Here is a 19931-nt window from a genome sequence, read left to right as displayed (position 1 = left end):
CATGTTAGCTCTCATTCTCGACGATGCGGAGATGAACAACCTGGTGATCGTGGCCGCGCTTCGGCCACTCGCCGGATGCACCCCGCACGACTTCACCGTGCCGGAAGAGGCACTCGCGTTTGCGAAGGCGCACGCGTGCGAGATCGGGGTGGTGATCACCGACTACGAGATGCCGGGCATGAACGGTATCGAGTTCGTTCAGGCATTGCGGCGCAGTCCAGAGCTCGCGACCGTGCCAATCGTCATGGTCACGAGCTTCGACCAGCGCAGCCTCCGTCGCGCGGCGTTAGAGGCCGGCGCGACCGACTTCCTGGCCAAACCCGCCGACCCGGTCGAGATCCGCGCGCGCGTGTCGAACCTGCTGGCCCTCTCCACCGCTCATCGGCTCCAGCGCGAGCACACCGCGCAACTCGCCCGCGAGGTCGCAACCGCCGTAAGCCTGGTCGAGGAGCGCGAGCGCGAGATCGTCTCGACCTTGATGCGGGCGGCCGAACACCGGGACGCGGATACCGGCGATCACATCGTCCGGGTTTCCGCCTATGTGGGGCTGATCGCGGAGGCGCTCGGCCACGCCCCGGCAGAGTGTCGGCAGATGAGTCTCGCCGCAACCATGCACGACGTCGGCAAGATCGCCGTGCCGGATTCCATCCTGCTCAAGCCCGGTGCGCTCACGGCCGAGGAGCGTCGCGAGATGGAACTGCACGCCGAGCGCGGCCAGCGAATCCTGGGCGGGAGCGCCTCTCCCGTGATGCGGCTCGCGGCCGAGATCGCGGTGAGCCACCACGAGCGCTGGGATGGGACGGGCTACCCGCACCAGCTCAAGGGTGAGGCAATCCCGCTGTCCGGCCGGATCGTTGCCGTGGCCGACGTCTTCGACGCGCTCACGACCGAGCGCCCCTACAAGCAGGCCTGGTCGCCCGAGCGTGCGCGCGCTCACATGGCCGAGAATGCCGGTGCTCACTTCGACCCCCGTGTCCTGGCGGCGTTCCTCAGCCGCTGGGACAAGATCGAGGCGTTCCTGACGGTCGGCCGGCAGAACCGGCAAGTGCCTCACGCAGCGTGAAACGGTATACAGGCATACGGGTCGCTCGCCTGAGGGCTGACCGAACCACTGACCGGCCACGGCCAACGGACGTCGTCCACCCTGAGCGGCCTTTCACACGGCAAAGCGGATGGAATGCAGACCTTGGGTCGCCATCATTTGGTCAACCGATTTGGCCGGTTGAGTCGAAACGATCGGGAAGCGCAGAATTCTCCGCCGTCACGCGGCCTCAGCCATCTCTGTCCAGGTCAGGGAGGCGAGCGGCCGGCACCTGCTCGGGCAACGGAGCCTCCAGCGTGAACACCACGCCACGGCGGCGATAATCGATTGCGGCCGTGCCGCCCATCTCGGCTGCCAGGGCCCGCTCGATCAGGCGTGAGCCGAACCCGCGGCGCGTCGGCGCGACGACCGGCGGCCCGTCGACCTCCTCCCAGCGTAACCAGAGCTGAGCAGGCTGTGATCCTTCCACGATGTCCCAGTTGAGGATCACGCGACCGCCATCGTCCGACAAGGCACCGTATTTCACCGCGTTGGTCGCCAGTTCGTGCAGCGCCATGTTGAAGGCGAGGGTCAGGCGCGGCGGGAGCCAGACTTGGGGACCGCTGACGACAAAGCGTTGCGCAGCGCCGCTCTGAAACGCCAGCAACGCCCCGTCGACGATCTGCCCGAGCTCCGCGCCCGCCCAATCCTTCTGAATCAACACGTCGTGGGCGATCGAGAGCGAGTGCAGCCGGGCATCCAGCGTCCTGTGCGCCTCCTCGAGCGAGGCAGCGTTGCGGAGGGTCTGGTGCGCGATCGACTGCAAGGTCGCCATCGAGTTCTTGACCCGATGGTTGAGTTCCTCGGCCAGAAGCATTCGGTGCTCTTCGGCGCGCTTGCGATCGGTAATGTCGATGGTGACGCCCGCCATTGTCAGGGGCTTGCCGTCGACGCTGTAGAAGGTCTGCCCACGGGCCTGGAGCCAGCGGACCTCGCCGCGCGGCATGCGCACCCGGTATTCGATATCATAATCGGCACGGGTCTCGATCGACGTCCGAACCGCGGCCTGCATCCGCTCGCGGTCCTCGGGCAGGATCGCGTCGATCAGGTCCGCGTAGGTGAACGGCTCATCGGGCGCGCGACCCAGGTTGCACTTGCAGCTGTCCGAGGCCAGCAGGCGCATCTCTGCCAGGTCGAGGGTCCAAGAACCGAGGCGCGCGGCCGAGAGGATGAAGCGCAGCCGCTCCTCGCTGCGCAACAGGTCGCTCGTGCGGCGGGCGACCTCCTGCTCCAGGGCGTCGCGGTCGCGCTGAATCCGCGCCAGCTTGTCCCGTTCCAGCGTGACGTCGAACTGGGACGCGAAGAAGTAGGTCAGCTCGCCGTGCCTGTCGTAGACCGGTGAGATCAGCAGCCGGTTCCAGAAGACCGCACCATCCTTCTTGTGGTTCAGGACTTCGATCTCGACGGGCACCCGCCGGGCGATGGCGGACCGGATCTTGGCGATATCGTCCCTGTTGGTCTCCGGCCCCTGCAGGAAACGGCAATTCCGACCGATAATCTCGTCGTGGCCGTAGCCGGTCAGCTGCGAGAACGCCGCGTTCACGAACACGATCGGATTGTCCGGCTGATTGGGATCGGTGATCAGCATCGGCATCCGGGTCGCCCGGACAGCGGCGACGAAGGGATCCGTGCTGGCGTCTGTCCGCGCGAATTCCGCCTCGAACCGGCTGCGTTCCTGGTGATCTGCCACTGCCTCGCCGCCCACGCCGCGATCCTGCGGCACGCGCCTCCCGCAGCCGTCTCGACGGTGCCGTAACACAGCTGAACTCGCTTGTGCGCAACCCTCTTGCCTGAAAAGTTGTCGCAGGCTTGGGCGTGGCGTTCACCGATGTTTGCGGACGGTCGGAAGCAACGCGGCGGCTCTCGAGGTCGCCGGGGATCGAGCGTACGCCGCCTCGGAGGGTAGAGGCCGTCCGCGGCTCAGGCTGCCGCCACCCGGAGCACGGTTCCGCTGATGCCGATGACGCGCACCCGCTCGCCCACGGCCAAGTCCGGTCCCACGATGCGCCAGAGCGTGTCATCGAAGCGGATGCGGCCGGCACCCTGTACGATCGGCTCCTCCAGGATGGCCTCGCGCCCGATCAGGCCGCGATCGGGACGGTTCAGCGCCGGCCCCGAAGCGCCCGCGCTGCGCCTGTTCAGGCGGCTGGCGATCCCGACCAGGATGACGGCGAGGCCCGCGAAGAGCAGCGCCTGGCCCTGCCAGGGCATCGGGATCGCGGCGGCGGCGATCCCGGTGGCGAATGCCGCCAGGCCGAGCCAGATCAGGAACACGCCGGGGACCAGGATTTCGGCCGCCGCCAAGACGAGGCCGGCGATCACCCAGCTCCAGGCGGCTCCGACGGACTCGACGGCGCCGAGGACGGCGGTGAGCGTCATGGACGTCACGCCCGCGGCGGCGCCACATTGGGCGGGGGTCCCGCCCGGCGCGGCGGCGCGCCCTCGCCGAATACGGAGCGGGTCAGTTCCCCGATGCCCCCGAGGGTCCCGGCCAGTGCGGCCGCCTCGATCGGCACCACGACGACCCTCTGGTTCGGCGCGGTGGCGATGGCGCGGACGGCATCGACGTATTTCTCCGCCACCAGGAAGTTCGCCGCCGCGATATCGCCCTCGGCGATGGCCCGGCTGACCATCCCGGTCGCCGCCGCTTCGGCCTCGGCAGAGCGCTCGCGCGCCTCGGCATCGCGGAAGGCTGCTTCCCGCCGGCCCTCCGCCTCGAGGATCGCCGATTGCTTGCGCCCCTCCGCCCTCAGGATCTCGGCGGCGCGCTGACCTTCCGCCTCGAGGATCGAGGCGCGCTTCTCCCGCTCGGCCTTCATCTGCCGGGCCATAGCCCCCGCGAGATCCGGCGGAAGCACGATGTCCTTGATTTCGATGCGGTTGATCTTCACGCCCCAGGGCGAAGCCGCCGCATCCATGACGCGAAGCAGGCGCTCGTTGATCTCGTCGCGATGAGCGAGCAGTTGATCGAGATCCATCGAGCCGACCACGGTGCGGATGTTGGTCATGGTCAGGGTCGTGGCGGCGAGGTCGAGGTTCGAGACCTCGTAGGACGCGCGCGCCGCGTCGAGCACTTGGTAGAAGACCACCGCGTCGATGGTGACGCCGGCATTGTCGCGCGTGAAGGCCTGCTGGCTCGGCACGTCGATCACCTGCTCCATCACGTTGACCCGCCGGCCGACGCGCTCGACGAAGGGCGTGATCAAGCCCAGGCCGGCATCCAGGCTGCGGGCGTAGCGGCCGAAGCGCTCCACCGTGTAGACATAGCCCTGAGGCACGATCTTCACGCCGGCCGCCAAGGTGACGACGGCGAGCGCCGCGACGCCGACCGCGAAGACGCTCAGCCCGACCGAAAGATCCATCGATGGCCCCCTGATCCGCCGCGCGCGGAGCCCGGCCGACGGTATGAATCGCAGCCTATCAGCTGCGCTTCGGGCCCGCGAGGAGCGCCCGTCCGCGCTGGCGCGATCCACAAGCCGGGAACGGAACGAACGCCGCGTGAACGGGCGCCTTGCGGATCCGATCATCAGCGGTTCAGGCCGCCGCGCGTAAGAGTGACGAATGCGTCGCGCTTGTCGGCGCTCAGGCCCGTCCATCGCAACGCTTGTTGAAGAAACAATCGGCATGATCCCGCCCACGCTTGCCGCGGAAAGAAGTCCTTTCGCGCCACGGTGGGCGGCAGATATCCCCATCCTCCCGGACTTGGTGCGCGCGTGAAGATCGCTGTCCTCGCACATCTGAAATACCCGATCGGCCAGCCCTATGCCGGCGGGTTGGAGATGCACACGCACCTCCTCACCGTCGCCTTGAAGCGGCGCGGGCACGAGGTGACGCTGTTCGCGAGCCGCGGGTCCGACCCGGCTCTGGACCCGGTGATGCTCTGCGATCCGACCGGGGATGCGTTGCTCGACCCGGAGCGCGAGGTGGCGATCGACCGCGCCGAGCACGATGCCTATCGGCGGATGATGGAGAGGGTCGCGGCCGGCGGCTTCGACCTCGTGCACAACAATTCCCTCCACGCCCTGCCCTTGCGCGAGAGTGCCCGGCTCGGCCTGCCCTGGGTCACGGTGCTGCATACGCCGCCGTTCGACGCCCTCACGGCCGGGGTGGTCGAGGCCGATCCCGACATGGCGTTCCTGGCCGTCTCGCCCTCTCTGGCGCAGGAATGGGCCTCGCTCGTGCCGGGCGCACAGGTGGTCGATAACGGCGTCGATCTCTCGACCTTCGCGTTCTCGGAAAGGGCCGACGATCCGGCCTTCGTCTTCTGGTCCGGACGGATCGTGCCCGAGAAGGGGCTGCACCTCGCCATCGACGCCAGTCGCGCAGCCGGGCTGCCGCTGACCTTCGCGGGGCCGAAGCTCAACCCCGGCTACTGGGCCGCCGAGATCGCGCCGCGCCTCGGCCCGGATCTGACGCATCTCGGGCATCTCTCGCACCGGGATCTCGCGCATCATCTCGGGCGCGCCCGGGTGGCGATCGTCTCGCCACGCTGGGAGGAGCCCTTCGGCCTTGTCGTGGCGGAGGCGCTCGCTTGCGGAACGCCGGTGGCCGCCTTCCGCCGGGGTGCCATGCCGAATATCCTCGACGCCCAGTGCGGCCGCCTCGCGCGGCCGGACGATGCGCAGGATCTCTCGGTGGCGATCCGCGAGGCTGCGGGACTCTCCCGCCGCGCTTGCCGCGATCGGGCCGAGGCGCTCTACGATGCCGCCGCCATGACAGACCGGTACCTGGAAGCCTACGCGGCGGTGATCGCGCGGTGTGCCGAGCGGGCGCGGCCGGTCCTGCGCGTCGCCGGACGGCGGGCCTGACATGAGCGCCGATGCGGTCCGCACCCTGCCCTGCGCCGTCTGCATCCCGGCGCGGAACGAGGCGGACCGCCTGCCGCGGCTGCTCGCCTCCCTGGCCGGGCAGGACTGCATCCCGCAGCAGGGCGCCCTGCGGGTCGTGGTCCTCGCCAACAACTGCACCGACGGGACCGTGGCGGCGATCCGCGCCCTCGAGGCGTCCGGAGCCCTGGCGCCGCTCGCGCTCCGGTTGATCGAGGTGCAGCTTGCCGGTGCGGAGGCGCATGTCGGCACCGCGCGCCGCATGGCGCTCGACGCCGGGGCCGACTGGCTCGTCGCCGACGGGTTCTCAGACGGCATCCTGCTCACCACAGATGCCGATGCGCGCGTGCCGGCCGACTGGGTCGCGGCCAATCTCCGGGCGCTGCAGGCGGCCGACGTGGTCGGCGGCCGGCTCGTCATCGACGATGAAGGCGCGGCGGATCCGGCGCTCGCGGCCTTACATGCCCGGATCGAGCGCTACTGGTCCGGCGTCCGGCGGCTGGAGGACATCCTCGACCCGCCGCCGCACGATCCGGCGCCGCGCCACGGCGACCATACCGGCGCGAGCCTCGCAGTCCCGGTCGCCCTCTACCGGGCCGTGGGCGGGCTGCCGCCCCTGCCCTGCGGCGAAGACAACGCCCTGGTCGGGCTGTTGCGCGAGCACGGCGCCCGCCTGCGTCACTGCCCGGACGTGCGCGTGATGGTCTCGTCCCGCCACCAGGGCCGGGTGTCGGGCGGCATGGCCACCGAGATGGCCCGCCGCACCCGGGCGATCGGCGGCGAGGCCTACCTGCTGCCGGAAGCCGCCCACTGGCAGGCGCTGATCCTGCGCCGTGCGGCCCTGCGCCGGGCGTTCCACCTCGCGCCCCGGCTCCGGGCGGCGGCCTGTACCCGCCTCGGCCTCGGCCCGGACGATCTCGCCGCCGTCGGCGACTGCCCCAACGACATCGCCTTCGTGGAGCGGGCCGACAGAATCCTTGAGGCGCGCGCTGCACCGGCACGGGAATGCCCCCTCGACCGGGCGCTGGCCGATCTCGACGCGCTGGCCCTCGCCCTGCGGGATGCCGCGTGACCCGGGGAATCGGCTGGTACGTCCATCATCAGGGCGCCGGCCACCTGCAGCGGGCCCGGACGGTGGCGGCGCTCCTGCCCCGCCCGTGCACGATCCTCGGAACGCTGTCCGGGTTCGATACGGCCGGCCTCGACATCCTCGACTTGCCCGACGACCGCCCGCTCGGCGGCTCGGACGCGTTCGACGGTCGGGACGGTGCGGCCGAGCGGCCTGAGGCCCTGCACTACGCACCCCTGAACCATCCCGGCGTGCGGAGCCGTATGGCGCGCATCGCCGCCTGGGCGGAGCGCACCGATCCCGCCCTCATCGTGGTCGACGTCTCGGTGGAGATCGCCCTCCTGGCGCGGCTCCTGTCGATCCCGACGCTGGTGGTGCGGCTTGCCGGCACGCGGACCGACCGGCCGCATCTCGAAGCCTTCCGCAGCGCGACGCGGCTCCTCGCCCCTTTTCCCGCGGCCCTGGACGGCGCCCGGGTGCCGGAGTGGGTCCGGGCCAAGACGCACTATGCCGGATTTCTCGGCGCGCCGGCGCAGCCGGTCTCCGAGGCGGGCCGGGAAATCGTGGTGGTGTTCGGCCGCGGCGGCGCGGGCGGCAACGTCGAAGACCTCGCGGCGGCGGCCTGCGCCGTACCCGATCGGCCCTGGCATGTCCTTGGCCCAGTCGCGGGCTCGGGGCGGACACCCGACAACCTGCACCTGCACGGGTGGGTCTCCGATAGCGAAGCCCGGGTGGCGCGGGCGGCGCTTCTGATCGGCGGCGGCGGCGACGGTGTGGTGGCCCTCGCGGCCGCCCAGGCGAAACGCTTCGTCTGCTTGCCGGAAGAGCGGGCCTACGGCGAGCAAACGGAGAAGGCCGCCGCCCTGGCGCGCCTCGGTGCCGCCATCGTCCACGACGGTTGGCCTGCTCCCTCCGCATGGCCCAACCTGATCCGGGCCGGGCTCGCCCTCGATCCCTCGGTGATCGGCGGGTTGCACAGCCGGGATGCGGTGAAGGATTGCGCGGCGTCGATCGAGCGCCTGATCCAGCACGCCGACCGAGCCTGAAGAGCATCCCGGCCGCAGGCCGAGGGTGTGGCATAGCGGTCCGGCGCAGGAAAGCTTGATCTAGATGAGCGCGCCACGTCCCGTTATGTGCGAAAGGGGACCGTAGTTGCGGGCCTCGAACTAGGCACGTCCGCGACCGAGAGTCGACAGCTCCCGCCTTGAACGGCGGAGCAGCACCTGCTGCGCTATTTCTTCAATGTCTATGATGGCGTCAGCATGCCTGACGCAACAGGCACCGAACTGCCGGACTGGCAGGACGCGCGCGTAGAAGCCATTCAGCGGGCGGGCGCGATCTTCCAAGCCAATGCCGCCCGTATCGCCTTGGGCGAGGATTGGCATATCGAGGTGACTGACGAGCGCCAACTCGTGCTGTTTCGCTTCGATATCATCGCCCAGGAAGCGCCCGTGTTGTCGAGCCAGCGCCGGAAACCCGACGCCACCGTCTAGCTTCCACGGCCTGCCGCCTGCGAGCGGCCTGGGGCTACGACGGAGCTGAGCCCTCCTGTCGCAGAAAGGCCGCCGCACCGAAGGGGCGGCCGCTCCGACACCCATCTTGCGCGTTGCCGCGCCGCGGCTCAGGAGATCAGATCGAGCTTCGCCGCCTCGATCCCATTAGCTCGGAGCGCGTCGGGAAGGGCCGAGAAGTCCCGGTATCCGGCCTCACGCGCCATCGCGTCCAGGGCCGTCTGCTCGTCGTCGGCCGCGCCGGTCCAGAGCACCGCGCCGCTCTTCTTCTGCTTGATCTGAAAGATGCTCATCGATCCCTCCCCCGTCTCGCGAAGACCAACCGGGTGACAACGTCGCTATTCGCGGCCGGTTGCAGAGGACGACATTCAAAGAGGCTTCTGCGTCACAGGTCCGGAACATGCGGCGTGACATCCGGCGACGGAAACGTGCGACGGCGCTATGCTGGCTTCCGTGAAGGATAGCGCGCCATGAAAACGCCGGCCTGCACAGGGATAGAGGTGCGTCATCAATCCAGCACCGACCGCGAGGCCCCCGTCGTGAAGTACGTCCGTTGGCGCGCGTGCCGCCTCAGCGTCCTGTGCGGGCTCGCGATGCTCGCCGCGGCGCCGGCCAGGGCCGTCGAGACCGCCTCCGTTCCCGATGCCGCCACCATCGCGCCGGCGGTCACTGTCGTGCCCGCCGACAGCCGCGAGATCGTCGAGCGGGCGGTCGTCACCGGGACGCTGGTTCCGCGCGACGAGATCCTGGTCTCCCCGGAGGTCGAGGGCCTGCGCATCACAGAGCTGCTCGTCGAGGAGGGGGACCGCGTCACGAAAGGCCAGGTGCTCGCCCGGCTGTCGCTCGAGATGATCGCGACCCAGGAGGCCTCGAACGTGGCGGCGATCGCCCGGGCCGAGGCGGCGATCGTCCAGGCCCGGAGCCAGATCGTTCAGGCAGAGGCCGCCAACGTCGAAGCCAAGCAGTCGCTGGAGCGGGCCCAGGCGCTCGCCAAGACCGGCAACGCCACCGCGGCGGTTCTGGAGCAGCGCGTCTCGGCGGCGCAGGGGGCGGAAGGGCGCCTCGCCGCCGCCAAGGGCGGCCTGCAATCCGCCCAGGCCGACCTCGCCACCGCCCGGGCGGCCGGCTCCGAGATCGCCCTGCGGCGTGCCCGCACCGATATCCGGGCGCCGGAGGCCGGCATCATCAACCGCCGCACCGCCCGGATCGGCGCCACCGCCACCGCGGTGGGAGAGCCGCTGTTCCGGCTGATCGCCCGCGGCGAGATCGAGCTGGAGGGCGAGGTGCCCGAGACGTCGCTGGCCCGCATCCAGGTCGGCAACCCGGCGAGTCTCGATCTCGATGACGGTCGTCGCCTCTCCGGCAAGGTGCGCCGTGTCTACCCGGAGGTCGACCGGGCGACGCGGCTCGGCAAGGTGCGCATCCGGCTCGGCGACGATCCGGCCCTGCGGATCGGCGCCTTCGCGCGCGGCAACGTCGAAGTGGCGCGCCGCACGGGCGTCGCGGTCCCGGTCTCCAGCCTGCTCTACGCCGCCGACGGTCGCGCCAGCGTCCTCGTGGTGAAGGATGGGCGCGTCGAGGCGCGGCCCGTGACGACGGGGCTCTCCGCCGAGGGCTTCACGGAACTCCGCTCCGGCGTCGCCGCCGGCGAGAGCGTCGTGGCCCGCGCCGGCAGCTTCCTGCGCGACGGGGACCGGGTCCGCCCGGTCCCGGCGACCACCAGCACGCCGATCGCCGACGCGGCCCCGCGGTAGGACCGAGCCATGCGCCTCAACGTCTCCGCCTGGGCGATCCGCAAGCCGCTGCCGTCGGTGGTCCTGTTCCTGGTCCTGATGATCCTGGGGCTGGTGAGCTTCCGCGCCCTGCCGATCACCCGGTTCCCGAACATCGACATCCCGATCGTCTCCGTGACGATCACGCAGTCGGGCGCGGCCCCGTCCGAATTGCAGACCCAGGTCACCAAATGGGTCGAGGATTCGGTCGCCGGGGTGAAGGGCGTCAAGCACATCCTCTCGACGATCACGGAGGGCACCTCCACCACCACGATCGAGTTCCGCCTGGAGGTGAACCAGGATCGAGCGACCAACGACGTCAAGGACGCCATCGCCAAGATCCGCCAGAACCTGCCCCGGACCATCGACGAGCCGATCGTCTCCCGCGTCGAGATCGCCGGCCTGCCGATCATGGTCTACGGCGCCTCCGCGCCGGCCATGACGCCGGAGGACCTGTCGTGGTTCGTGGACGACGTCGTTGCCCGCGGCCTGCAGAGCGTGAAGGGCGTCGGCGGCGTCGAGCGGCTTGGCGGCGTCGCGCGCGAGATCCGCGTCACCCTCAAGCCCGATCGCCTGCTGGCGCTGGGCATCACCGCCGCCGACGTGAACCGGCAGCTGCGCCTGACCTCGGCCGACATGGCCGGCGGCCGTGCCGAGGTCGGCGGCCAGGAGCAGTCGATCCGGGCGCTCGCCGCCTCGGCGAGCCTCGACACGCTGGCCAAGACCTCCATCGTGGTGCCGGGCAACCGCAAGGTCCGCCTCGACGAGCTCGCGACCCTGTCGGATACCGCCGAGGAGCCGCGCACCTTCGCGCGCTTCAACGGCGAGCCGGTGGTCGCCTTCGCCATCTCCCGCGCCAGCGGCGCCAGCGACGCCGACGTCTCGGTGGGCGTCGCCAAGAAGATCGCGGCGCTCCACGCGGCGAACCCCGACGTGCGCTTCGACCTGATCGACACCAGCGTCGACAACACGATCGGCAACTACCACTCGGCCATGATGGGCCTGATCGAGGGCGCGGCCCTCGCCGTCGTGGTGGTGCTGCTGTTCCTGCGCGACTGGCGCGCGACCCTGATCGCCGCGGTGGCGCTGCCGCTCTCGGTACTGCCGACCTTCTGGGTGATGAGCGCGCTGGGCTTCTCGCTCAACGCGGTCAGCCTCCTGGCGATCACGCTGGTCACCGGCATCCTGGTGGACGATGCGATCGTGGAGATCGAGAACATCGTCCGGCACATGCGGATGGGGAAGTCGCCCTACCGCGCGTCGCTCGAGGCCGCCGACGAGATCGGGCTCGCGGTCATCGCCATCACGGCGACGATCATCGCGATCTTCTCGCCGGTCTCGTTCATGGGCGGGATCGCCGGCCAGTACTTCAAGCAGTTCGGCCTGACCATCGCGGCGGCGGTGTTCATGTCGCTGCTCGTGGCGCGGCTGATCACGCCGCTCCTCGCCGCCTACTTTCTGCGCGACCACGGGCCGGAGCACGAGCGCGACGGCGTCGTGATGCGCGGCTATACGCGGCTCGTGGCGTGGTCGGTCCGGCACAAGTTCATCACGCTGGTGCTCGGCATCGCGTGTTTTGCCGCTTCGATCGCTTCCACGGGGCTGCTGCCGGCGGGCTTCCTGCCGGCGGAGGATCAGGCCCGCACCCTGTTCGTGGTCGAACTGCCGCCCGGCGCCCGTCTTCCGGACACGGTCCGGGTCACCGACCGCATCGAGGAGAAGATCCGCGCCCTGCCCGAGGTGAAGAGCGTGTTCGTGGATGGCGGGCGCCAATTGCCGGCCAAGAAGGAGGTGCGGCTCGCGAGCCTCACCATCAATCTCGTCCCGAAGAACACCCGCCACCGCACCCAGAAGCAGGTCGACGCCGAGGTCGCGGCGATCCTGCGCGAGGAGCCGGACCTGCGCTTCTGGGCGCTGCGCGAGGGCGGCCAGCGCGACCTGGCCCTGATCATCGCCGGTCCCGACAAGGCGGTGGTGGCCGAGACCGCAGCCAAGCTGCAGCGCGAGGCGCAGCAGGTCCCGCACCTCGTCAATGTCATGTCGACCGCGCCGCTGGACCGGACCGAGGTCCGGATCCGCCCGAAGCCCGCGGTGGCGGCCGATCTCGGCGTCACCACCGACACGATCGCCGAGACCGTGCGGGTCGGCACGATCGGCGATATCGGCATGAACCTCGCCAAGTTCAACGCGACCGACCGGCAGGTGCCGATCCGGGTGCAGCTGCCCGAGAGCCTGCGCGGCCGGCTCTCCGACCTCGAGACCCTGAAGGTCCCGGTGAAGGGCGGGACCGCCGTTCCGCTGGCCACCGTCGCCGATATCAGCCTCGGCCAGGGCCCGACCGGCATCGACCGCTACGACCGTTCCGTGCGCGTGGCCCTTGAGGGCGACATGCAGGGGACCGACGCGCTGGCCGAGCTGATCAGCCAGGTGATGAACCTGCCGACCGCCAAGAACCTGCCCCCCGGGGTGACGATCAGCCAGACCGGCGACGCCGAGGTGATGGGCGAGGTCTTCGAGGGCTTCGCGCTCGCCATGGGCGCCGGCCTGATGATGGTGTTCGGTGTGCTGATCCTGCTGTTCGGCAATTTCCTCCAGCCGCTGACCATCCTGTTCTCGCTGCCGCTCTCCATCGGCGGCGCGATCCTGGCGCTGCTGATCTGCCACATGCCGATCTCGATGCCGGTGGTAATCGGCATCCTGATGCTGATGGGCGTCGTAACCAAGAACGCCATCATGCTGGTGGACTTCGCCGTCGAGCAGATCCACGCCGGCGTCGACCGCAACACCGCGATCGTCGATGCCGGCCGCAAGCGGGCGCGGCCGATCGTGATGACCACCATCGCGATGGCGGCCGGCATGGTCCCGTCCGCGATGGCCTACGGGATCGGCGGCGAGTTCCGCGCGCCCATGGCGGTGGCGGTGATCGGCGGCCTGATCGTCTCGACGGTGCTGTCGCTGGTCTTCGTGCCGGCGATCTTCGTGCTGATGGATGACCTGTCGCGCCTGATGAAGCGTCTGTTCGGCCGCTTCGTCGGCGAGCGCGACGACCCGGAGGATGCTGTAACCTTCGACCCGGTCCATCCCGCCAATGATGGCCGTCCCGCGCCGCCCCGCATCGCCGCGGAATAGGACGGAGCGGCCGGAATGTCGTCCGCTCCGTCATCCCGGGACGGCGCAGCGGGGCCCGGGATAGCCTCATGGCGTGCACCGGTAGCAGGCGAAGCGGTCGGATCCGCTTTCTAAGCCCTGTGTCCCAGCGGCGCGCATTGCGCGCGGCGCCGCGATGGGCTGTGACTCCGGCCAGCGAATCGAACGAGGATACGGGAAGCGATGTCGGGTGGTCACGGGGCGGTCGAGGGTTCGAACAAGCGCGTCGCGCTGCTGATCTCGGTGCTCGCACTGTTCCTCGCCTTCAGCGAGACCCTGGGCAAGGCGGCCCAGACGGAGTCGATCGGCGCGAACGTCGAGGCCGCGAACCAGTGGGCCTATTTCCAGGCGCGCACGATTCGTTCGACTGTGCTCAAGACCGCCGACGAGGCCCTGGCGCTGGTGCCGCCGGGCCCCAACCAGGATGCGATCTCGGCCAAGCGCGCCGAGTGGGCCAAGACGCTGGCACGCTGGGAATCCGAACCCGCCACAGGCGAGGGTCGCAAGGAGCTGACCGCGAAGGCGAAGGCCTCAGAGGAGCGGCGCGACCTGTCGCTGCTGCGCTACCATCATTACGAGCTGGCCTCGGCGGCCTTCCAGATCGGCATCGTGCTGGCCTCGGCCGAGGTGATCACCGGCATCGCCATGCTGGTCTTCGCCGGCGGCTTCCTGGGACTCGCCGGCGCGGCACTCCTCGGCTTCGGCTACCTCGCGCCGGACGCGCTGCCGTTCTTCCATTAAGGATCGTCCGCGCGGGAGAGCGGCGTAACGCCACGATCACTGGCGATTGACCGGCCGCGCGCGGCGCCGGGCTGGACGTGCGCGCCGGAAGCTGATCGTTTCGGCATATTCCAGGGGGGAATAATGTCCGATCACTCAGAAGAACAGGGACGCCTGACGAAACTCGCCAGCGCGATCTTCCTGCACACCGAACACGCGATCTACGCGGCGCTCGGCCTCCTGCTGGCGCTCACCGCGCTGATCGCGCTGGTCGACGCCGCCGGGCTGACCTGGGAAGCCATGCGGGCGCTCGGCGGCGCCGCGCAGATCCTCGAAGTGATCGACCGGCTGCTGTTCCTGCTCATGCTGATCGAGATCCTCCACACGGTGCGGGTCTCGATGCGGTCGGGCACGCTGACCTGCGAACCGTTCCTGATCGTCGGGCTGATCGCGTCGATCCGGCGGGTCCTGGTGATCACGCTGCAATCCTCCGAGATCACGCACGCCAAGGACTGGTCGCCCGAGAAGCAGGCTTTGTTCCAGGCCTCGATGATCGAACTCGGGGTGCTCGCCGGCCTGATCGTCACGATGGTCTTCGCGATCTTCCTGCTTCACCGCGCGCGGGACGACGGACGTCCGGCGGGCGAAGAGAAGTCGAGCGGCGAAGCCTGACGCCGCAGGCCGCCGCAATCCTTGCCGGCGGAGCGAAGCCATGATCGGGGCGAGCGGATCCGGCTTCAGTTCATCCGCAGGATCGCGGCGTTGAGGAGGGTCGCGAAGGCGACCCAGGCGGCGTAGGGCACGAGCAGCCAGGCCGCGACCCGGTCGAACCGCCAGGTCAGACGGATCGTCCAGAGCACCATCACCAGCAGCATCGCGACGACGATCAAACCGGCCCCGATCGCGTGGCCGGTGAAGAAGATCGGCGTCCAGGCGGCGTTGAGGGCGATCTGCACCAGGAAGGCGGCCAGCGTGAGCCACCAGCCCTCGCGGCTCGGCCCGGAGCGGGGCTTCGCGCCGAGCAGCCGCCAGAGCGCGATCGCGATCATCGTGTAGAGGATCGTCCAGGCCACCGGGAATACCCAGTTCGGCGGGTTGAAGGCCGGCTTGTTCAGGCCCGCGTACCAGCCCGGGATCTCCGCCTGCGTCGCCGCCGAGCCGATGGCAGCCGTGGCCGCCACCGGCAGGATCGTGGCGGCGAGGCGCAGCCAGCGCGGCAAGGGCGATCCTCCGGGGACCTGTGTGGCGGCGGTCATGGTCGTTCGTCTCCAGGCCGCATGGGCGCGCGGCTTGCCGAGGCCCGCGCGCCGTGGCACGCGCCCATCTCCATCCGCCGAGATTCGCCAGATGTCACAGCCTAACGCGCCGCAGGGTCCGTCGAATAGCCGGAGCGACGCCGCGCCGGATGTCACCCGCCGGAGCCGTGCCGCCCAGGCGATGGGCCGAATCGAACCGGAGACCCGGGCCGTGGTGATGCCGCTCCACGTCTCGACCACCTTCATCCGCGATCCCGACAACGGCTACAGCTCGGGCTATTGCTACGCACGGCCGGACAACGCCACGGTGCGTGAGGCGGAAGCCGTCCTGGCGATGCTGGAGGGTGCGGAGGCCGGCGCGCTGCTGTTCGGGTCCGGGATGGCGGCGGCGACCGCGGTGTTCGGCGCCCTTGAATCCGGCGACCATGTCGTCGCCGGCACCGTCATGTACTGGGCGCTGAAGCGCTGGCTGCGGGAGGAGGCGCCCCGGCGCGGCTTGACGCTGACCTTCGTGGAGACGGACGACCTGGACGCCCTGCGGGCCGCCATCGAGCCGGGCCGGACCAAGCTCGTGTGGATCGAGACCCCCGGCAATCCGCTCTGGACGGTGACCGACATCGCCGCTGCGGCCGAGATCGCCCACCGGGCAGGAGCCCGGCTCGCCGTCGATTCCACTGCGGCCTCGCCGGTGCACACGCGCCCGCTGGAACTCGGCGCCGATCTCGTGATGCATTCGGCCACCAAGATCCTGAACGGCCATTCCGACGTGGTGGCGGGCGTGCTGGCGGGCGCGCGAGCCGACCCGTTCTGGGAGCGGATCCGGAATATCCGCGCCGGAAGCGGCGGCATCCTCGGCCCGTTCGAGGCCTACCTGCTGATGCGCTCGCTCCGCACCCTCCATCTGCGCGCGGCGGCACAGTCGGCGGGTGCCCTGAGGCTCGCAGAGCGTCTGAGCGGGCACCCGCACGTGACCCGCGTCCTGTATCCAGGGCTCCCGGACGATCCGGGGCACGCGGTCGCCCGGCGGCAGATGTGCGACGGGTTCGGCTTCATGCTGTCGATCCGGGTCGCGGGTGCCGAGGCCGGTGCCATCGCGACGGCGGCGCGGGTGCGGCTCTGGAAGCGTGCGACCTCGCTCGGCGGCGTCGAGAGCCTCATCGAGCACCGCGCCTCGGTGGAAGGTCCGGGCAGCCCCTGCCCGACGGATCTGCTGCGGCTGTCGACCGGCATCGAGGATACGGACGACCTGTACGGCGATCTGGATCAGGCGCTGCGGGCGGCGCACGCGGTGGCTTGAGGGGATCCGCCCGCTGGCCGACGCGCTGAACCGGCTGTTCGGCGAGGGGTCGCGCGCGACCACGAGCGCAGCTTCTGACGTTCTCGCGCCTCGACGGCAGCATCCGGCCGGTCGCCACCGCCTGGATCTCCGCGGAGGCGCGGCGGCGCGACCTTCTCGCCGGGATGGCCGATAGGCCACCGCCGGAGCGCGTCAGGCACCTGAAGTGCCGCGACGGGCCGGCGGTGCCAAAGCGGCGACAAGCGCGTTGTGTTGGCGATGCCCTTCGCGGGCGCAATTTCTATCGTGAGCACCGCACGCCGATGAGACCACTCCTCCCCGCCGCCGCCCTCCTCGGCCTTGCCGTGACGGCGGCCCGCGCCGATGTGGTGCCCAACCTCGACGTCGAACGGACCTGCCGATCGGCACAGGTCGCCAACACGTCCATCAGCGACCAAGCCAATTACGACGGCTGCCTCCGCTCGGAGCGCGAGGCCAAGAAGGAGGCCGAGCGGCACTGGGGCAGCTACACCGCTGCCGCCAAGCGTCAGTGCGAGGACCAATTCAAGGCGGGCGGCTTCCCGTCCTATGTCGAGATGGTGACCTGCCTGGAACTCGCCTCAGGCGCCGTGCCGACGCAGAGCGACGCGGGCGGCCGGGCGGTGGGTGGCCCCGGCTCGCCGCGGGACGTGAAGGCGCAACAAGAGGGTGGCGCCAACCTCACCCGCGAGCCGCCCGCGAGCCAGCGCACGAACCCGATCGAGGTTCTGGAGAACAAGTAGGCCGCCGCGGCCGGAGCCGGCGAGCCATTCTCCCGGTGCAGACGCAGGCCCCCGCCATGGCGTGCTATGGGCTGAATTCCCGTCCCCAGCACGCCATCCGGATCCGTGAACGCCCTCGCCATCATCGCCCCGATCTTCGGGATCGTCCTGATCGGCTGGGGTGCGGCGCTCGCGGGTCTGCTCTCCGACAAGGTGAGCGACGGCCTGTCGGAATACGTCTTCGCGGTGGCCGTCCCGGCGCTGATCATCGCCACGCTGACGAAGCCCGGGATGAGCGGCACCGTGGCATGGTCCTACTGGGTCGCGTATTTCGGCGGCGCCGGCATCGCCTGGTTCGCCGGCACCCTGATCGCCCGGCGGCGCGCCGGGATCGAGCGGCGGGGCGCGATCCTGCACGGCTTCGCGGCGAGCCAGTCGAACACCGTGTTCGTCGGCGTGCCGATGATCCTCCAGGCCTACGGCGAGGAGGGCGCCTTCCCGCTGTTCATGCTGCTCGCGGTCCACCTGCCGCTGATGATGGGCAGCGCCACCTTCCTGATCGAGTCCGATTCCGGCCTGCCGGTCCTGGCGCGGGTCCGGGGCCTCGCCCTGGTGCTGCTTCGGAATCCGATCTTCGTGGCTCTCCTGATCGGCATGGCCATGAAGGGGTTCGGCCTCGCACCAGCCGGCCTTGCCCGGTCGCTGATCGATGCCTTCGCGGGAACGGCCTCCACCTGCGCGCTGGTGGCGCTTGGCGCCGGCCTGAAACGCTACCGGGTGCTGTTCGATCTGAAGGGCGCGCTGGTCATCGCGCTCCTGAAGAACCTGCTGCATCCTTTGGCGGTCTGGATCCTGGCCTTCCATGTCTTCGCGATGCCGCCCGCTTATGCGGGGGTCGCGACCCTGTTCGCCGCCATGCCGGTGGGGATCAACGCCTACCTGCTGGCGGTGCGTTACAAGACCGAGACCGGGATGGTGGCCGCCTCGGTGCTGGTCTCGACCCTGCTGGCGCCGCTCACCACCTTGGCGTGGCTCATGCTCCTCGGCCGGGTGTGACGGTGGCGCCCCGGCGTCACCGCGCGCGTTGGACGGCGCGCCGTGCGGGTCTAGGGTAGGGGCAACTGCGCAGGCCCCGAAGACCGGCGCTTCCCTGCAGGCGAGGAATTTCCATGAATGCTCCGATGCGCCCTCCGGGCAGCGCCTCCCCGTCCGCTCCGGCCTCGGCGAGCTTCGTCTGGGACGATCCCTTCCTGCTGGAGGACCAGCTCACCGAGGACGAGCGGGCGATCCGCGACGTCGCCCAGAGCTTCGCGCAGGAGCAGCTCCTGCCCGGGATCGTCGAGGCCTACGCCACCGAGAAGACCGATCCCGGCCTGTTCCGGAAGATGGGCGAACTCGGCCTTCTGGGCGTCACGCTGCCGGAGGAATACGGCTGCGCCGGTGCCTCCTACGTGGCCTACGGCCTCGTGGCGCGGGCGGTCGAGGCGGTGGATTCCGGCTACCGCTCGATGATGAGCGTGCAATCCTCGCTCGTGATGTACCCGATCCACGCCTACGGCTCCGAGGAGCAGCGGCAGAAGTTCCTGCCGAAGCTCGCCTCGGGGGAATGGATCGGCTGCTTCGGCCTCACCGAGCCGGATGCCGGCTCGGACCCGGCCGGCATGAAGACGAAGGCCGAGAAGATCGACGGCGGCTACCGGATCTCGGGCGCCAAGATGTGGATCTCCAACGCGCCCTTCGCGGACGTGTTCGTGGTCTGGGCGAAGTCCGACGCGCACGAGGGCGCGATCCGCGGCTTCGTCCTCGAGAAGGGCATGAAGGGCCTGTCCGCCCCGACGTTGAAGGGCAAGCTGTCCCTGCGCGCCTCGACCACCGGCGAGATCGTCATGGAGGGCGTCGAGGTCGGCGAGGACGCTCTGCTGCCGAACGTCTCCGGGCTGAAGGGACCGTTCGGCTGCCTGAACCGGGCACGCTACGGCATCTCCTGGGGGGCGATGGGCGCCGCCGAGGATTGCTGGCACCGCGCCCGCAGCTACACGCTGGAGCGCAAGCAGTTCGGCCGGCCCCTGGCGCAGACCCAGCTCGTCCAGAAGAAGCTCGCCGACATGCAGACTGAGATCGCGCTGGGCCTCCAGGCCTCGCTCCGGGTCGGCCGGCTGATGGACGAGGGCCGGATGACGCCGGAGATGATCTCGCTGGTCAAGCGCAACAATTGCGGCAAGGCGCTCGACATCGCCCGCAACGCTCGGGACATGCACGGCGGCAACGGCATCATGGGCGAGTACCACGTGATGCGCCACGCCCAGAACCTCGAGACGGTCAACACCTACGAGGGCACCCACGATGTCCACGCCCTGATCCTCGGCCGGGCGCAGACAGGGCTGCAGGCGTTCTTCTGAGGCCCGGAAGACGTTTCTCCCACCGGATCACCTCAGCCTGAGGTGCGGCGAAGCCGCCTCGCAGGGGGGCTCCAGGGATCGCGCGGCCGGAACTCTTCTCCGAGGCCTCCGCC

The 19931-nt window shown here is 70.0% G+C and carries 18 protein-coding genes; 13 read left to right on the top strand and 5 right to left on the bottom strand.

Annotation, left to right across the window (positions count from 1 at the left end; translation table 11 throughout):
• The first annotated feature begins 1 nt into the window (after position 1).
• Positions 2 to 1063: an HD-GYP domain-containing protein gene (locus JOE48_RS20255; RefSeq protein ID WP_210032440.1), complete on the top strand. Its 1062-nt coding sequence runs from the start codon at positions 2 to 4 to the stop codon at positions 1061 to 1063.
• A 208-nt stretch (positions 1064 to 1271) separates the two neighbouring features.
• Here JOE48_RS20255 and JOE48_RS20250 read toward each other — a convergent pair whose 3' ends face one another.
• The 3 genes from JOE48_RS20250 to JOE48_RS20240 form a co-directional block, all read right to left on the bottom strand.
• Positions 1272 to 2771, bottom strand: coding sequence for an HWE histidine kinase domain-containing protein (locus JOE48_RS20250; RefSeq protein ID WP_210035934.1), 1500 nt, complete (start codon positions 2769 to 2771; stop codon positions 1272 to 1274).
• Between the two features lie 230 nt (positions 2772 to 3001).
• Positions 3002 to 3460, bottom strand: a complete 459-nt coding sequence (locus JOE48_RS20245; RefSeq protein ID WP_210032438.1) for an NfeD family protein — start codon at positions 3458 to 3460, stop codon at positions 3002 to 3004.
• A 5-nt stretch (positions 3461 to 3465) separates the two neighbouring features.
• On the bottom strand, positions 3466 to 4443 hold the full coding sequence (locus JOE48_RS20240) for an SPFH domain-containing protein (protein WP_210032437.1): 978 nt from the start codon (positions 4441 to 4443) through the stop codon (positions 3466 to 3468).
• Between the two features lie 351 nt (positions 4444 to 4794).
• Between JOE48_RS20240 and JOE48_RS20235 the strand changes: the two genes are divergently transcribed.
• From JOE48_RS20235 to JOE48_RS20220, 4 genes are all read left to right on the top strand, one after another.
• On the top strand, positions 4795 to 5889 hold the full coding sequence (locus tag JOE48_RS20235) for a glycosyltransferase family 4 protein (RefSeq protein ID WP_210032436.1): 1095 nt from the start codon (positions 4795 to 4797) through the stop codon (positions 5887 to 5889).
• Between the two features lies 1 nt (position 5890).
• Positions 5891 to 6979: a glycosyltransferase family 2 protein gene (locus JOE48_RS20230; protein WP_210032435.1), complete on the top strand. Its 1089-nt coding sequence runs from the start codon at positions 5891 to 5893 to the stop codon at positions 6977 to 6979.
• Positions 6976 to 8022, top strand: a complete 1047-nt coding sequence (locus JOE48_RS20225) for a glycosyltransferase (RefSeq protein WP_210032434.1) — start codon at positions 6976 to 6978, stop codon at positions 8020 to 8022. The genes JOE48_RS20230 and JOE48_RS20225 overlap by 4 nt, the downstream gene beginning before the upstream one ends.
• Before the next feature lie 216 nt (positions 8023 to 8238).
• The gene (locus tag JOE48_RS20220) at positions 8239 to 8469 is read left to right on the top strand and encodes a DUF6894 family protein (protein WP_245252895.1); all 231 of its coding nucleotides are present in this window, start codon (positions 8239 to 8241) and stop codon (positions 8467 to 8469) included.
• A gap of 128 nt (positions 8470 to 8597) precedes the next feature.
• On the opposite strand, the gene JOE48_RS20215 is transcribed toward JOE48_RS20220, so the two are convergent.
• Positions 8598 to 8780 carry a hypothetical protein gene (locus JOE48_RS20215; RefSeq protein ID WP_210032433.1) on the bottom strand — a complete coding sequence of 61 codons (183 nt, stop codon included), beginning with the start codon at positions 8778 to 8780 and terminating at the stop codon, positions 8598 to 8600.
• A gap of 300 nt (positions 8781 to 9080) precedes the next feature.
• Here JOE48_RS20215 and JOE48_RS20210 point away from each other — a divergent pair, with 300 nt between their 5' ends.
• From JOE48_RS20210 to JOE48_RS20195, 4 genes are all read left to right on the top strand, one after another.
• On the top strand, positions 9081 to 10241 hold the full coding sequence (locus JOE48_RS20210) for an efflux RND transporter periplasmic adaptor subunit (protein ID WP_210035931.1): 1161 nt from the start codon (positions 9081 to 9083) through the stop codon (positions 10239 to 10241).
• Between the two features lie 9 nt (positions 10242 to 10250).
• A complete protein-coding gene (locus JOE48_RS20205; protein WP_210032432.1) occupies positions 10251 to 13388 on the top strand; it encodes an efflux RND transporter permease subunit in 3138 nt (1045 codons plus the stop codon).
• A 201-nt stretch (positions 13389 to 13589) separates the two neighbouring features.
• Entirely contained in the window at positions 13590 to 14147 is a 558-nt protein-coding gene (locus JOE48_RS20200) for a DUF4337 domain-containing protein (RefSeq protein ID WP_210032430.1), read from the top strand.
• Between the two features lie 123 nt (positions 14148 to 14270).
• Positions 14271 to 14798: a phosphate-starvation-inducible PsiE family protein gene (locus tag JOE48_RS20195; protein WP_210032428.1), complete on the top strand. Its 528-nt coding sequence runs from the start codon at positions 14271 to 14273 to the stop codon at positions 14796 to 14798.
• Between the two features lie 65 nt (positions 14799 to 14863).
• On the opposite strand, the gene JOE48_RS20190 is transcribed toward JOE48_RS20195, so the two are convergent.
• Positions 14864 to 15382 (bottom strand): TspO/MBR family protein, encoded by a 519-nt coding sequence (locus JOE48_RS20190; protein WP_210032426.1) that lies wholly within the window; start codon positions 15380 to 15382, stop codon positions 14864 to 14866.
• A 91-nt stretch (positions 15383 to 15473) separates the two neighbouring features.
• Here JOE48_RS20190 and JOE48_RS20185 point away from each other — a divergent pair, with 91 nt between their 5' ends.
• The 4 genes from JOE48_RS20185 (at position 15474) to JOE48_RS20170 (ending at position 19818) form a co-directional block, all read left to right on the top strand.
• Positions 15474 to 16679 (top strand): trans-sulfuration enzyme family protein, encoded by a 1206-nt coding sequence (locus tag JOE48_RS20185; RefSeq protein WP_210032424.1) that lies wholly within the window; start codon positions 15474 to 15476, stop codon positions 16677 to 16679.
• 302 nt (positions 16680 to 16981) lie between these two features.
• Complete coding sequence (locus JOE48_RS20180) at positions 16982 to 17440, top strand: hypothetical protein (protein ID WP_210032422.1); 459 nt, start codon at positions 16982 to 16984, stop codon at positions 17438 to 17440.
• 105 nt (positions 17441 to 17545) lie between these two features.
• Positions 17546 to 18475, top strand: a complete 930-nt coding sequence (locus tag JOE48_RS31085) for an AEC family transporter (protein ID WP_210032420.1) — start codon at positions 17546 to 17548, stop codon at positions 18473 to 18475.
• Between the two features lie 113 nt (positions 18476 to 18588).
• Positions 18589 to 19818 (top strand): acyl-CoA dehydrogenase, encoded by a 1230-nt coding sequence (locus JOE48_RS20170; protein WP_210032418.1) that lies wholly within the window; start codon positions 18589 to 18591, stop codon positions 19816 to 19818.
• Positions 19819 to 19931 lie beyond the last annotated feature (113 nt).

It is taken from the genome of Methylobacterium sp. PvR107, from assembly GCF_017833295.1.
Classification (GTDB): domain Bacteria; phylum Pseudomonadota; class Alphaproteobacteria; order Rhizobiales; family Beijerinckiaceae; genus Methylobacterium.
The sequence above is the reverse complement of the archived record's forward strand: the minus strand, read 5'-3'. Positions and strand labels throughout refer to the sequence as shown.

Coding starts and splice junctions, on each gene's coding strand:
- JOE48_RS20195 (WP_210032428.1), top strand. CDS start 14,271: ATGTCCGATCACTCAGAAGAACAGGGACGCCTGACGAAACTCGCCAGC.
- JOE48_RS20205 (WP_210032432.1), top strand. CDS start 10,251: ATGCGCCTCAACGTCTCCGCCTGGGCGATCCGCAAGCCGCTGCCGTCG.
- JOE48_RS20210 (WP_210035931.1), top strand. CDS start 9,081: ATGCTCGCCGCGGCGCCGGCCAGGGCCGTCGAGACCGCCTCCGTTCCC.
- JOE48_RS20170 (WP_210032418.1), top strand. CDS start 18,589: ATGAATGCTCCGATGCGCCCTCCGGGCAGCGCCTCCCCGTCCGCTCCG.
- JOE48_RS20185 (WP_210032424.1), top strand. CDS start 15,474: ATGTCACAGCCTAACGCGCCGCAGGGTCCGTCGAATAGCCGGAGCGAC.
- JOE48_RS20255 (WP_210032440.1), top strand. CDS start 2: ATGTTAGCTCTCATTCTCGACGATGCGGAGATGAACAACCTGGTGATC.
- JOE48_RS20180 (WP_210032422.1), top strand. CDS start 16,982: ATGAGACCACTCCTCCCCGCCGCCGCCCTCCTCGGCCTTGCCGTGACG.
- JOE48_RS20200 (WP_210032430.1), top strand. CDS start 13,590: ATGTCGGGTGGTCACGGGGCGGTCGAGGGTTCGAACAAGCGCGTCGCG.
- JOE48_RS20245 (WP_210032438.1), bottom strand. CDS start 3,460: ATGACGCTCACCGCCGTCCTCGGCGCCGTCGAGTCCGTCGGAGCCGCC.
- JOE48_RS20220 (WP_245252895.1), top strand. CDS start 8,239: ATGCCTGACGCAACAGGCACCGAACTGCCGGACTGGCAGGACGCGCGC.
- JOE48_RS20240 (WP_210032437.1), bottom strand. CDS start 4,443: ATGGATCTTTCGGTCGGGCTGAGCGTCTTCGCGGTCGGCGTCGCGGCG.
- JOE48_RS20190 (WP_210032426.1), bottom strand. CDS start 15,382: ATGACCGCCGCCACACAGGTCCCCGGAGGATCGCCCTTGCCGCGCTGG.
- JOE48_RS20230 (WP_210032435.1), top strand. CDS start 5,891: ATGAGCGCCGATGCGGTCCGCACCCTGCCCTGCGCCGTCTGCATCCCG.
- JOE48_RS20215 (WP_210032433.1), bottom strand. CDS start 8,780: ATGAGCATCTTTCAGATCAAGCAGAAGAAGAGCGGCGCGGTGCTCTGG.